Here is a 12,962-nt window from a genome sequence, read left to right on the forward strand (position 1 = left end):
GAACAGTCGCCCGGACCGGGGACCGCGCACCCGTTCCCCGCCTTCAGATGGCACCAGGCATGAACGTCACGCCGCGCGCTGCGTCACAACTTTTCCGTCTCGCCCGACTTCGGTTGCCACTTCATCAGCCGTTTCTCGATCTTGCCCACCATCGCATCGAGCGTCAGCGCAAAACCGGTGAGCACCACGATGCCGGCCATGACGGTGTTGATGTCGAAGCTGCCCTCGGCCTGCAGAATCAGGTAGCCCACACCCTGGCTCGAACCGAGGTACTCGCCCACCACCGCACCCACGAAGGCCAGGCCCACCGAGGTGTGCAGCGAGCTGAACACCCAGCTGGTGGCGCTGGGCAGGTACACATGGCGCAGCAGCTGCTTCTGGCTCGCGCCCAGCATGCGCGCGTTGGCGAGGATGACCGGGCTCACTTCCTTCACGCCCTGGTAGACGTTGAAGAACACGATGAAGAACACCAGCGTGACACCCAGCGCCACCTTGCTCGCGATGCCCAGCCCGAACCACACCGCGAAGATGGGCGCCAGGATGATGCGCGGCATCGAGTTCATGGCCTTGATGTAGGGCTCCAGGATGGCCGAGGCCATGGGCGAGAGTGCCAGCCACAGGCCGCCGCCCAGACCACCGAGCGCGCCAATGGCAAAGGCCAGCACGGTTTCGGTGAGGGTGACGCCCAGGTGCCTGTAGATGTCGGCGTCGGTGACGAACCAGACCCAGATGCGCTCGGCCACGCGCAGCGGTTCACCGAAGAAGAAAGAGGCCTGGCGATCGTTCTCGAACATGAAGTTCGGCAACAGGCCGGGCGTGGTCATGGCGTACCAGAACACAATGAGCGCCACCAGCAGACCGACCTGCCACACGCGCAAGTTCCCGGGACGCGGTTTGATGAAATTCCACATGGCTCAGGCCACCTTGAGTTGTTGCTGGTAGCCCTTGAGCACCTCTTCGCGCATCACGGCCCAGATGGCCGCGTGCAGTTCGATGAAGCGGGCCGTGGTCTTGATTTCGGCCACATCGCGGGGGCGGGGAATGTCGATCACGAACTCACCGATGGGGTGGCTGGCCGGGCCGGCGCTGAGCACCACGACCCGGTCACTCATCGCGATGGCCTCGTCCAGGTCGTGCGTGATGAACAAGACGGCCTTGCGGCCGTTGCCCCCTTGCGCTTCGCGCTGTCCCCCCGAGGGGGAGTGCACCGGGCTTGGGGCGGCCCGGCGCCCGCTGCCGGCGGCCCAGAGGTCCAGCACCTCGTTCTCCATCAGTTGCCGTGTCTGGATGTCGAGCGCGGAGAACGGTTCGTCCATCAGGATGATGTCGGGGTCGAGAACCAGCGTCTGCGCGAGGCTCGCGCGCTTGCGCATGCCGCCGCTCATCTGGTGCGGGTAGCGATCGCCGAAGCCGCCCAGGCCCACGCGGCGCAGCCAGTCTTCGGCCTGCGCGCGGGCGTCCGCCTCGGACGCGCCACGGAACGACAGGCCCGCCATCACATTGCCCAGCGCCGTGCGCCAGGGCATCAGGCTTTCGGTCTGGAACATGTAGCCCGCTCGCGTGTTGATGCCGGTCAGCGGCTGGCCGAACACGCTCACCGTGCCGGTGCTCGGGGAAAGCAGGCCCGCTGCGACGTTGAGCAGTGTGCTCTTGCCGCAGCCGGTCGGCCCCACCACGCTGACGAATTCACCAGCGCCCACGGTCAGTGTCACATCGCGCACGGCGGTGTAGCGCTGACCGGGGTCGTCCTTGCTGATGAACGTGCAGGAGACATCCTGCAGATCGATCGCTGGACTGGTCACTTCAACCTTTCGGGTATTTGGCGTTCGCTTTCTGGACGAAGGCGTTGGTGTAGACCGCGTTCAGGTCGAGCCTGGCCGCAGCCAGCTTCTCGTCCACGCTGGCCAGCGCGCGGAAGGCCGTGTCCGCGCCCTTGACCGGAAAGCTGCCGTCGGGCGAGAGCGCGCCCTTGGCAGCCATGAAGGCGTCGATGTAGACCGCGCGATCACCCAGCAGAAAACCCTCGGGCACCGTCTTGATGATGTCGGCCGCGCCAGCGCTCTGAATCCATTTGTTCGCGCGCACCATGGCGTTGGTCAGGGCTTGCACGGTGTTGGGGTTTTTGTCCAGGAAGGGTTGGGGCGCGTACAGGCAGCCCGCCGGCATGGGGCCACCGAACACCTTTTCCGACTCGGCGACGATGCGCGTGTCCGAGATGATCTTCATGTCGCCCGAGCGCTGCAACAGCGTGACCACGGGGTCGAGGTTGCTCATCGCGTCGATCTGACCCGAGCGCATGGCCGCCACCGCACCATTGCCCGCGCCAACGCCGACGATGCTCACGTCGCCGGGCTTGAGACCCGCCTTGGCCAGCACGAAATTGACCATCACGTTGGTCGAACTGCCCGGCGCGGTCACGCCGATCTTCTTGCCCTTGAGGTCGGCGATCGTTTTGTAGCCGGCCATGGTCTTGGGGTTGATGCCCAGCACGATCTGCGGCGCCAGGCCCTGCAGCACGAAGGCGCGCATCGGCTGGCCCTTGAACTGCATGTTGACCGTGTGCTCGAAGGCGCCCGAGACGACGTCGGCACTGCCACCCACCACCGCGGCCAGTGCGCGCGAGCCGCCGGCGAAGTCGGCGATGGTCACATCCAGCCCCTCGTCCTTGAAGTAACCGAGCTGCTCGGCGATGGTCAGCGGCAGGTAGTACAGCAGGTTCTTGCCGCCCACCGCGATCGTGACCTTGGGCTTTTCGATCGACTGGGCGACCGCGAACGGGGGCAGCACAGCCGCGACGATGCCGCCGGCCACGAGGTGTCTTCTTTGCATGGGTTTGTCTCCTTCATTGAGGGGGTGAACAACGGGCTGCGCAAGGTGCCCGTGCCGGTGCATGTTAGCCCGGGGGAGTACCCGGCGCCATCCGTGGAATCACGGCAGTGGCAGGCCGTCCACGAACACCTTGAGCTCGTCGGGGGCGAAGGATGTCCACTGCTCGTTGCTGGTCAGCGGCGTGGTCACCACCACCGCGGCGCGGTCGCCGGGCTGGTTGAGGTCGGCGAAGTTCACCGTCCAGTCCTGGTCCATCAGCGTGGCCTGGGCGAACGGATGCTGGCGCACCAGCCAGTGCAGCCGGGTGCTGCAGTGCGCCCACAGCGCCTCGCCGTTGGAGAGCAGGAAGTTGAAGCTGCCGAAGCGTCGCACCCCGGGCAACAGTTCGCGCAGCGTGAGGGTGAGCTCTTCCACGCTGGGCAGGCCCGCGTGCGATTTGGCGAGCTCCTGCATCAGCCAGCAGAACGCGCGCTCGCTGTCGGTGGTGCCCACCGGACGGAAGTGGCTGTGCAGGTTCGGAAAGTAGTCCTTGAGGTCGCCGTTGTGTGCGAACACCCATTGCCGGCCCCAGAGCTCGCGCACAAACGGATGGGCGTTCTCCAGCGACACCTCGCCGATGGTGGCCTTGCGCACGTGGGCAATGATGTTGCGGCTCTTGAGCGGGTAGCCCTGCAGGAAGCTCGCCATGGGCGACTGCGCCGCACTTGCATGGTCGACGAACAGGCGCAGGCCCTTGCCTTCAAAGAACGCGATGCCCCAGCCGTCGGCGTGGTGGTCGGTGTTGCCACCGCGCTGGCAGAAGCCGGTGAAACTGAAAGACGCGTCGGTGGGGGTGGCGCAGTTGAGGCCGAGAAGCTGACACATCGAGGTATTTTGCCCCCACGCTCCGCCGCTGCGCGGGTCGCTGCCCCCCGGGGGGGCTGATTCGCCTTGGGGCGGCCCGGCGGCGAATCGTGTTTTGCTGATGGGCGTCTCAGCGCTCGCGCAGCTTGAGCGCCGCCACCACAGCCACTGCACAGATCGCCGCCAGCATCAGAAACGTTTCGTCAAACGCCGCCATGCGGGCCGGGCTGGTGGTGCCGGTGTCGAGCAGGGCGCCGTGCGCGGCCACGCGCCACTCCAGCACGATGCCGCACAGGCTCACGCCGGCCGCGCCGCCGAGCATGCGCAGGAAGTTGATGACGCTGGCGCCTTGCGGTATGTGGCTGCGATCGAGTCCGCGCATGGCGCCGATGTTGAGCGAAGGCAGGATGAAGCCCAGGCCGATGCGGCCCAGGATGGCCCAGGTGATCAGCAGGGGAATGATCTGCGCCGGGCGGCTCAGGTCGATGGTGACCATGAGTGCGAACGAGGCGGCCAGCAGCACCAGGCCGATGCTCACCAGCCGGTGCGTGGGCTGCCGGTCGGCCAGCCGCCCGACCACGGCGATGCTCACCGCCAGCACCAGGCCGGCCGGCAGCAGGATGGTGCCCACGGACGACGCCGACAGGCCCAGGCCCATCTGCATGTAGACCGGCAGCAGGTAGGTGGAGCCGAACAGCGCAATGCCGTAGATGAAGGCCACGATGCTGCCCATGGCGAAGCGCCGGTCCTTGAACAAGGAGAGGTTCATCAGCGGGTCCACGCCCTGCCCGGGGTGGCGCAGGCGGCGCTTGAGCGTGCGCCGCTGCAGCACCACAAAGGCCACCAGCAGCAGCGCCGCCCCACCGAGCAGCAGGCCCGCGCCCAGCACGGTGCCGCCCTGCAGCTGCACCAGCCCGTTGAGCAGGCACAGCGTTCCTGCCGCGGCCAGCAAGAGCCCGCGCCAGTCCAGGCCGGCGCCCTGGCGGTTGGCCGCGAGACCACCGGGTGAGGTCGTGGGCACATAGCGCCGTGCCAGCCACAGCGAGGCCAGGCAGAACGGCACCACCATGAAGAAGATCGAGCGCCAGCCGAAACCGTCCACCAGCAGGCCGCCGATGCTCGGGCCCAGCGCCGGCGCGAGCACCACGCCCATGCCGAAGATGCCGCTGGCGCGTCCCTGCTCGTGCGGCTCGAAGGCGCGCAGGATGATGATGGCCGGGATCGGCTGCACCACCCCGGCGGCCAGGCCCTCGGCCACGCGAGCAGCGAGCACGAGCGCGAACGAGTCGGCAAGACCACCGGCCACGCCGCCCACCAGCAACAGCCACATGCAGCCCGCGTAGGTGCTGCGGTAGCCGTAGCGCGCGAGCAGCCAGGGCGTGGTCAGCATCGAGACCGTCATCGCCGCCATGAAACCCGAGGTGGCCCACTGGGCGCGCTCCTGGCCGAGCACGAAATGCTGGCTCAGGTCGGGAATGGCCACGTTGATGATGGTGGACGACATGATCGAGGCCATGGTGCCCACCATGACCGAGAGCAACAGCAGCCAGCGGTAGCGTTCGCCGTAACGCGCGCGCAGCGCCGGCAGTGTGTGGTCGTCCGGCTCAGCCATGCGGGCCCGCTGCGGCGGCCGCACAGCGTGCGCAGATGCAGGCCAGGCCGGCGGACGCGGCGGGCACGCTGCCCAGCAGTTCGGCGCTGAAGGTGGCGCCCACACACCAGCAGGGGCCCTGCGGCTGGCCGGTCTCGCGCTCGATCTCCATCGCGCAGCGGTTGGGCTCGCCGCACAGCGGGCAGCGCGAGGGGTCGGTCTCGGGGGTGGAGGCGGTCATGGGCGTTGGGGGTACTGGCGCGCCGCAAGGGCGGTGGCTGAAGGCTATGGTAGTTTCAATGCCTTCCCGTTCGTCATGGTGTCTGCCATGGTCCCGGCAGTCCGGCGCGAGGGCGCCGATCGCACCACTTCCCCATGCCCAAGTCCGCGCTTTTCCGCCGCACCGCCCTCCTGATGGCGCTGCTCCTGCCCGCCTGGGCTGCTGTGGCCGCCGGCCCTGCCGGCCCCGGCGTGCCCGACACCATGGCCCAGCGCATGCTGGCCTGCACCGTCTGCCACGGCGAGCAGGGTCGTGCCACCCGCTCGGGCTACTTTCCGCGCATCGCGGGCAAACCCGCCGGTTACCTCTACAACCAGCTGGTGCACTTTCGCGCCGGGCGCCGTCACAACGAGGGCATGTCGTCGTTGCTGGATTCGCTCAGCGACGATTACCTGCGCGAGATCGCGGCGCACTTTGCCAGCCTGGACCTGCCGTATCCGGCGCCGCCGGCCAGTGACGCGCCAGCGACCGTTCTCCAGCGCGGCGAGACCCTGGCCTTGCGCGGCGACCCTGCGCGCGATCTGCCCGCCTGCGTGACCTGCCATGGCCAGGCGCTGACCGGCGTCAACCCGGCGATCCCGGGCCTGCTCGGCCTGCCGCGCGACTACCTCATTGCCCAGCTGGGGGGCTGGCAGACCGGGTTGCGCCGTGCCAGTGCGCCCGACTGCATGGCCCACGTGGCCCGGCGCCTGAGTGGTGGCGACGTGAGCGCGGTGGCGGGCTGGCTGGCCGTGCAGCCCCTGCCGGTGAACACCCGCCCCGCGCCAGCCACCGCCGTGCCGCTGCCGCTGCGCTGCGGCAGCGAGGGTTGAGCATGGCCCGTCGCCTCACTCCCCTGCGCCTGAGCCTGCTGGTGTTGCTGGCCGGCCTGGGCGCGCTGGCGCTGGTGGTGCTGCTGCAACTGCGCGGCGCACCGCTCGAAGGCGCGGGTGTCCCGCTGGCCATCACCCCGGGGCTGGTGGAGCGCGGGGCCTACCTGGCCCGTGCCGGCAACTGCATGGCCTGCCACACCGACCGTGGCGGTGCGGCGTATGCGGGCGGACGCGCCGTGCCCACCCCGTTCGGTGCGGTGCTCTCGACCAACCTCACGCCGCACAAAGCCACCGGCATCGGGCAATGGAGCGCGGCCGATTTCTGGCGCGCCATGCACCACGGGCAGTCGAAAGACGGCCGGCTGCTCTACCCCGCCTTTCCCTACACCAGCACCACGCTCGTCACGCGCGAGGACAGCGACGCGCTGTACGCCTTCCTGCAGAGCCAGCCGGCGGTGGAGCAGCCCAACCGGCCACACGGGCTGCGGTTTCCCTACAACACGCCAGTCGCGCTGGCGGTGTGGCGTGCGCTGTATTTCGAGCCGGCCTCCTTCGAGCCGGCGCCCGAACAAAGCGCCGAGTGGAACCGGGGTGCCTACCTCACGCGGGGTCTGGCGCATTGCGCCGCCTGCCACGCCGAGCGCGACCCGCTGGGCGGCAGCAGCCCGGCGCAGGCCTTTCGCGGTGGCCTGATGCCCGCGCAGGACTGGGTCGCACCCTCGCTGCGGTCGGCCCGCGAAGGCGGCGTGGCCCACTGGGACACGTCGCAGGTGGTCGCCCTGCTCAAGGCCGGCGTGGCCGACGGCGCGTCGGTGATGGGGCCGATGGCCGAGGTGGTGCTGCACGGTACCCAGCACCTGAGCGATGCCGACCTGCGTGCCATGGCGGTGTTTCTCCAGGCGCTGCCGCCGCACGAGACGCCGCCGGCGACGGTGGAGGCGGCCGACCCGCAGCAGATCGTGCGCGGCGAGCAGCTGTATGCCCAGCAGTGCGCGCAATGCCACGGCGACAGCGGCGAAGGCAGCGCCGGTGTCTACCCGCGGCTGGCCGGCAACCGCGCCGTCACGCAGGACACGCCCCACAACGTCGTGCAGGCGATCCTCGGCGGTGGTTTCGCACCCGCCACCGCGGCCCACCCGCGGCCCTATGGCATGCCGCCCTACCGCACGCTGCTCAACGACGAGGAGGTGGCTGCGGTGGCCACCTACCTGCGCCAGTCCTGGGGCAACCGCGCGGGCGCCGTGTCCGGTCTGGCGGTGCAGCGCATGCGTTGAGGCCGTGGTCCTTGACCAGGATCATTGGCGGGCGGCCTCGCCGCCGCTACAGTGGGCGGGCCTGCCGCACCCGCGGCGGGCGACGCCACCCACCGACATGCCATCACCCCGCCCGTTCCTGCCGCGCCGTGTCACCGCCCTGTTGCTCGGTGCCGCGCTGGGCCTGCTGGGCGGCTGCACTTCGCTGTTGCCCACCTCCCGAACCGACGTCACGTCGGGCTGGACCAGCTACGACGATGCCGAGCGCGCGCTGGACACGCTCAAGCCCTTCGAGGCCCGCCGCGACGAGGTGCACCGCCAGGGCCTCGATCCGCGCCGGGGTCCCGGCATCACGGTGCTGCATTTCGCCGATGTGCTGCAGCGTTTCACGGCGGTGGTGCAGAGCCGTCCGGACCATGTGGATGCCGGCGTGAACGCCTGCCTGCAGGCGGGCCAGCGCTGCAGCGGCTACGCCATCTCGGTGAAAAAACTGGCGCGCCAGCGGGTCGGCAACTTCTGGGTCGATTCGCTCGACTTCCGCCGCGAAACCGTCACCACCGGCTGGAGCGTCGAGGTGCTGCTGGTGTTCGTCGACGACACCCTGGTCTACAAGCTCATGGGTGGCCAGCCCACCATCCGCGAGGTCGACGTTCAGCGCAAGCCCCTGGGGCCGTTGCAGGGTTGGGGCCAGCAGCTCGCACGCTGACCCGCTGCGCCCGGGTGGGCTTTGGGGCCGGGCCCTGCAGGCCTCGGGGGCAGCCCCTAGACTGCGGCGATGACTCCTCGCCACTGGACCGTTCTGCCCGTGCTGGCCACCGTCGCCGCGGTGGCCATGCTGTTCGCCACCGGCTGCGCCGCCTGGCGCATCGGCCAGGCGGCCGAACTGGCACGCCAGAGCACGCCTTACCGGCAAAGCCCGGTGAACGCGACCCTGAGCCTGCTGATCGTGGGCGACAGCACCGGCGTGGGCACCGGGGCGAGCTCCCCCGAGGCCAGTCTGGCGGGTCTGCTGGGTCGCGCCTATCCGCGCCTGCGCATCGACAACCGTGCGCGCGACGGCGCGACCTTTGCCGACGTCGTGCGCCAGTTCGAGGGCGCGCAGCGCCACGACCTGGTGCTGGTGCAGGCGGGCGGCAACGATGTGATCCGCCTGCGCAGCGACGAAGACGTGCGCGCCGACATTCACCGTGTCACCGAGCTGGCGCGCGAGAGATCCGACCGCGTGGTGCTCATGCCTGCAGGCAATGTCGGCAATGCGCCGTTTTTCTTCGCGCCGGCCTCGCAGTTCATGACGAGCCGCTCGCGCCGCCTGCACGGCTTCGTGCGCGAGTCGGCCGAGCGCCATGGTGCCGTGGTGGTGAACCTCTTCAAGGAACGGTCCGAAGACCCGTTCGTGCAAACGCCGGGGCTGCACGCGGTGGACGGGCTGCACCCCAGCGACGCGGGCTACCGGCTGTGGCGCGACGAGTTGCTGGCCCAAAGCGGCTGGGCCGACGTCCTCGAGCAGGCCCGGGCGCGGTGAAGACGGAAAACCGACGGAGAAGCCGGCCCGCCGCGGCCCTGATCGGGGCTGCGCCCCGGGGTCAGACGCCCGCCACCACGCCGTCGCTGCGCGGGTCGGCCGCTCCCTCGATCACCCCGTTCGGGTGGCGCACCAGGGCGCCGGCGTGGCCCATGGTGTCGCTGAAGGCGGCGTCGAACACCTCCACCTCGTGGCCGGCGGCCTTGAGCGCGTCGATCAGTGCCGGCTCGAAGCGGCTCTCCAGTTTGAGCGAGGTGGTCACGCCGCCCCAGGTGCGCCCGAGCAGCCAGCGCGGCGCGGTCACGGCCTGCTGAAGGCCCTGACCAAAGCGGGCGTAGCGCGTGAAGACCGCCGCCTGCGTCTGTGGCTGACCCTCGCCGCCCATGGTGCCGTAGGGCATCACGCGGCCGTCGTCGAACAGGGCCAATGCCGGGTTGAGGGTGTGAAAGGGTCGGTGGCCCGGCTTGAGCACGTTGAGTGCCTTCGGATCGAGCGAAAAACTCGTGCCCCGGTTCTGCCAGACGATGCCGGTGTCCTGCAGCACCACGCCCGAGCCGAATTCCCAGTAGACGCTCTGGATGAAGCTCACCGCGCGGCCCTGCGCGTCGATGCAACCCATCCAGATGGTGTCGCCGGGCGCGGCCAGGTCGGGCCAGGGCAGCGCCTTGTCGCGGTCGATGTCGGCGGCCAGTTCGCTCAGCGCAGCGGGCTTCAGGAAGGACTTCGGGTCGGCCGGCAGGCGCTGCGGATCGGTCACCACGCGCTCGCGCACGCGAAAGGCGCGTTTGGTCGCTTCCACCAGGCCGTGCACGTGGGCGAAACCTTCACCCTCGGTCACGCCCAGGCGCTCGAACAGGCCCAGGATCATCAGCGCCGAGAGGCCCTGCGTGGGCGGCGGCAGGTTGTACACGGTGCTGTCGTTCAGGCGCACCGAGAGCGGCTCGACGAACTGCGCCTGGTAGGCCGCGAGGTCGCCGGTGCGCAGCGGGCTGCCCACCCGCTCCAGTTCGGCACCGATGCGGGCGGCCAGTTCTCCGCGGTAGAAATCGTCCAGCCCGCGTTCGGCCAGCTGTTCAAGCGTGCGGCCCAGCGTGGGCTGCTTGAGGATGTGGCCCACGGCCGGCGGCTGCCCGTCGACCAGGTGCGTCTGGGCGAAACCGGGCGCGTCTTTCAGGCCCTCGAACTTTTCGCGGGTGAGCGCGGCCTGGCTTTCGGTCACGGCAATGCCGTTGCGGGCATGGCGAATGCCGTCGGCCAGCAGGCGCGGCAAGGGCAGGGCGGGCCCCCACGCGGCGGCCACTTCGAGCGCCCTGGACCAGCCGCCGATGGTGCCGGCCACGGTGAGCGCAGCCTTGGGGCCGCGCGCGGGAATGGCCTCGTGCCCGGCGTAGAAGTCCAGGTCGGCCAGCGCGGCGGCCGGGCCACAGGCGCTGATGGCCACCGGCTCCTTGCCCGGTTCGTGGATGAGCCAGAAACCGTCGCCGCCGATGGCGTTCATGTGCGGGTAGACCACGGCAATGGCGGCGGCCGCGGCCACCATGGCCTCGACCGCATTGCCGCCATCGCGCAGCACATCGCGCCCGGCCTGCGCGGCCAGGTGGTGCGGCGCGACAAACATGCCGCCCAGGGCGGTGAGGGTGTGAATCATCCGGGGTCTCCTGTGTGTTGTGAGGTCAGGTCAGCAATCCGTAGAACATGCGCGCGGCCGTCAGTGTGAGAAACACCGCGAACACCTGTCGCAGCCGCCGGGCGTCGATCGAGTGTGCGAGTTTCGCACCCCAGCCGGTGGTGGCGAGCGTGGCCGGCACGATCAGTGCAAAACCCAGCAGGTTCACGTAGCCCACGCTCAAGGGGGGGCGCAGCGGCACGTCCAGCCCGTTGAGGACGAAGGCGATCGCGCCGGGAATGCTGATCACGGTGCCCAGCATGGCGCCGGTGCCCACAGCCGTGTGCATGGGCACACGCAAGGCATTGAGGATGGGCACGCTGAGCGTGCCGCCGCCAATGCCCATGAGCGTGGACACGCCTCCGATGCCGCTGCCGAGCAGGGTGCTGCCCAGGGGGCCCGGCAGGCCGTCGGCCAGCGCAAAGCCGTCGCGCTTGAACGCCATGTTCAGCGCGACCACCAGCGCCACACTGGCAAACACAGCGGTGAGCACCTGGCCGCTGAGGAAGCCGCTGGCGATCGAACCGGCGATCACGCCCACCACCACGCCGGGCATGAGCTTCTTCAACAGCGCCACATCCAGGCTGCCGCGTTTGCGGTGGGCCCGGCTGGACATGATGGAGGTGGGGATGATGGTCGCCAGCGACGTGCCCACGGTGACATGCATCCGCACCGACTCGTCGATGCCCAGCAGTGTGAACAGGTGGTAGAGCACCGGCACGATGACGATGCCGCCGCCCACGCCCAGCAGGCCGGCCAGCACGCCCGCCACCAGGCCGGTGGCGAGCAGGGCCAGCGCCAGCCCCAGCAGCCAGGCGGTGCTGTGATTCGTGAAGAGTTCCATGGCGCTTACCAGCCGATCGCCTTGGGCAACCACAGCGCGATCTGCGGGTACAGGAACAGCAGCACCAGTGCGATGAACTGCAGCCCGATGAAGGGCACCACGCCCTTGTAGATGTCCTTGATGTTCACCTCGGGCGGTGCCACGCCCTTCAGGTAGAACAGCGCCCAGCCAAAGGGCGGGGTGAGAAAGCTCGACTGCAGGTTCATGGTGATGAGCATGGCCAGCCAGACCGGGTCCACACCGAGGTTGATGAGGATGGGCAGGAACAGCGGCACCGCGATGTAGCTGATCTCGATCCACTCGACGAAGAAGCCGAGCACGAAAATGATGAGCATCATGAACCAGACCGCGGTGTTCACCCCGCCCGGCAGGGCTTCGAACATGCCGGCGATCAACTCCTCGCCCTGCAGGCCGCGGAACGACAGTGCGAACACCTGCGCGGTCATGAGGATGAACATCATGATGGCGGTGATCTTGCTGGTGTCCAGCGCGGTGGCCTTGAGCGTGGCCCAGCTGAAGCGGCCCGACAGCACCGTGATGATCACCGCGCCCACGGCGCCCATGCTGGCCGCTTCGGTGGGGGCGGCGATGCCGCCGACGATGGAGCCGAGCACCGCCACCACCAGCATGACCGGGGGCACGAGCACCTTGAAGAACCGCACCCAGAGCTGACGTCGCGAGACCGCGTCGCGCTCGGCCACCGGAATCGGCGGCATGGAGCCGGGTCGCAGCCAGCCCATGACGAGCAGGTAGGCGATGTACACGCCGGCGAGCAGCATGCCCGGACCCACGGCGGCCGCGAACAGCGTGCCCACCGAGAGCTGCATGATGTCGGACAGCAGGATCAGGATGAGGCTGGGCGGGATGATCTGGCCCAGCGTGCCCGATGCACAGATCACGCCGCAGGCCACGCTCTTGTCATAGCCGCGCCGGATCAGGGTGGGCAGGGTGAGCAGGCCCAGCGTGATGATGGTCGCGCCCACGATGCCGGTGGTGGCCCCCATCAGCACGCCGAACAGCACGATGCCCACGGCCATGCCGCCCTTCACATTGCCCGCGATGTGACCCATGACGTCGAGCAGGTCGTCGGCCAGGCGCGACTTCTCCAGCATCACGCCCATGAAGACAAACAGCGGAATGGCCATCCACTGGTAGCCGCTGACGATGCCGTAGAAACGCGCGGGCAGCAGGTTGAACAGCACCTCGCCGAAACCCAGCCAGCCGAACACGAAGCCGGTGACCGCCAGGCTGATGGCCACCGGGATGCCGATCATCAGCATGGCGAAGAAGCCCACCAGCATGAAGATGGCGTAAGTCGACAT

At 69.1% G+C, this 12,962-nt stretch carries 13 protein-coding genes; 4 read left to right on the plus strand and 9 right to left on the minus strand.

The window, feature by feature from the left end:
- Positions 1–83 precede the first annotated feature (83 nt).
- From QUV35_RS05580 to QUV35_RS05605, 6 genes are all read right to left on the minus strand, one after another.
- Positions 84–911: an ABC transporter permease gene (locus tag QUV35_RS05580; RefSeq protein ID WP_300871485.1), complete on the minus strand. Its 828-nt coding sequence runs from the start codon at positions 909–911 to the stop codon at positions 84–86.
- A 3-nt stretch (positions 912–914) separates the two neighbouring features.
- Positions 915–1,802, minus strand: a complete 888-nt coding sequence (locus tag QUV35_RS05585; RefSeq protein ID WP_300871486.1) for an ABC transporter ATP-binding protein — start codon at positions 1,800–1,802, stop codon at positions 915–917.
- A gap of 1 nt (position 1,803) precedes the next feature.
- The gene (locus tag QUV35_RS05590) at positions 1,804–2,829 is read right to left on the minus strand and encodes an ABC transporter substrate-binding protein (protein WP_300871488.1); all 1,026 of its coding nucleotides are present in this window, start codon (positions 2,827–2,829) and stop codon (positions 1,804–1,806) included.
- A 99-nt stretch (positions 2,830–2,928) separates the two neighbouring features.
- Positions 2,929–3,693: a class II glutamine amidotransferase gene (locus QUV35_RS05595; RefSeq protein WP_300871489.1), complete on the minus strand. Its 765-nt coding sequence runs from the start codon at positions 3,691–3,693 to the stop codon at positions 2,929–2,931.
- Positions 3,694–3,802: 109 nt separating this feature from the next.
- Positions 3,803–5,284 carry an MFS transporter gene (locus tag QUV35_RS05600; protein WP_300871491.1) on the minus strand — a complete coding sequence of 494 codons (1,482 nt, stop codon included), beginning with the start codon at positions 5,282–5,284 and terminating at the stop codon, positions 3,803–3,805.
- Positions 5,277–5,504: a cysteine-rich CWC family protein gene (locus tag QUV35_RS05605; protein ID WP_300871492.1), complete on the minus strand. Its 228-nt coding sequence runs from the start codon at positions 5,502–5,504 to the stop codon at positions 5,277–5,279. Before QUV35_RS05605 ends, QUV35_RS05600 begins: the two co-directional genes overlap by 8 nt.
- 134 nt (positions 5,505–5,638) lie before the next feature.
- Between QUV35_RS05605 and QUV35_RS05610 the strand changes: the two genes are divergently transcribed.
- From QUV35_RS05610 to QUV35_RS05625, 4 genes are all read left to right on the plus strand, one after another.
- Positions 5,639–6,355 carry a cytochrome c4 gene (locus tag QUV35_RS05610; RefSeq protein WP_300871493.1) on the plus strand — a complete coding sequence of 239 codons (717 nt, stop codon included), beginning with the start codon at positions 5,639–5,641 and terminating at the stop codon, positions 6,353–6,355.
- 2 nt (positions 6,356–6,357) lie between these two features.
- Complete coding sequence (locus tag QUV35_RS05615) at positions 6,358–7,629, plus strand: cytochrome c (RefSeq protein WP_300871494.1); 1,272 nt, start codon at positions 6,358–6,360, stop codon at positions 7,627–7,629.
- A 97-nt stretch (positions 7,630–7,726) separates the two neighbouring features.
- Positions 7,727–8,314, plus strand: coding sequence for a hypothetical protein (locus QUV35_RS05620; RefSeq protein ID WP_300871495.1), 588 nt, complete (start codon positions 7,727–7,729; stop codon positions 8,312–8,314).
- Positions 8,315–8,383: 69 nt separating this feature from the next.
- Positions 8,384–9,130: a GDSL-type esterase/lipase family protein gene (locus QUV35_RS05625; RefSeq protein ID WP_300871497.1), complete on the plus strand. Its 747-nt coding sequence runs from the start codon at positions 8,384–8,386 to the stop codon at positions 9,128–9,130.
- Positions 9,131–9,191: 61 nt separating this feature from the next.
- Here the strand turns inward: QUV35_RS05625 and QUV35_RS05630 are convergent, their stop codons facing one another.
- Genes QUV35_RS05630 through QUV35_RS05640 form a run of 3 tightly spaced genes read right to left on the minus strand, consistent with a single transcriptional unit; the run spans position 9,192 to position 12,962 of the window.
- Entirely contained in the window at positions 9,192–10,778 is a 1,587-nt protein-coding gene (locus QUV35_RS05630; protein ID WP_300871498.1) for a gamma-glutamyltransferase family protein, read from the minus strand.
- A 25-nt stretch (positions 10,779–10,803) separates the two neighbouring features.
- On the minus strand, positions 10,804–11,640 hold the full coding sequence (locus QUV35_RS05635) for a sulfite exporter TauE/SafE family protein (protein ID WP_300871500.1): 837 nt from the start codon (positions 11,638–11,640) through the stop codon (positions 10,804–10,806).
- 5 nt (positions 11,641–11,645) lie between these two features.
- A complete protein-coding gene (locus QUV35_RS05640; RefSeq protein WP_300871501.1) occupies positions 11,646–12,962 on the minus strand; it encodes a TRAP transporter large permease subunit in 1,317 nt (438 codons plus the stop codon).

Origin of the sequence: Hydrogenophaga sp. (assembly GCF_030373225.1) — a bacterium.
Lineage (GTDB): Bacteria > Pseudomonadota > Gammaproteobacteria > Burkholderiales > Burkholderiaceae_C > Hydrogenophaga.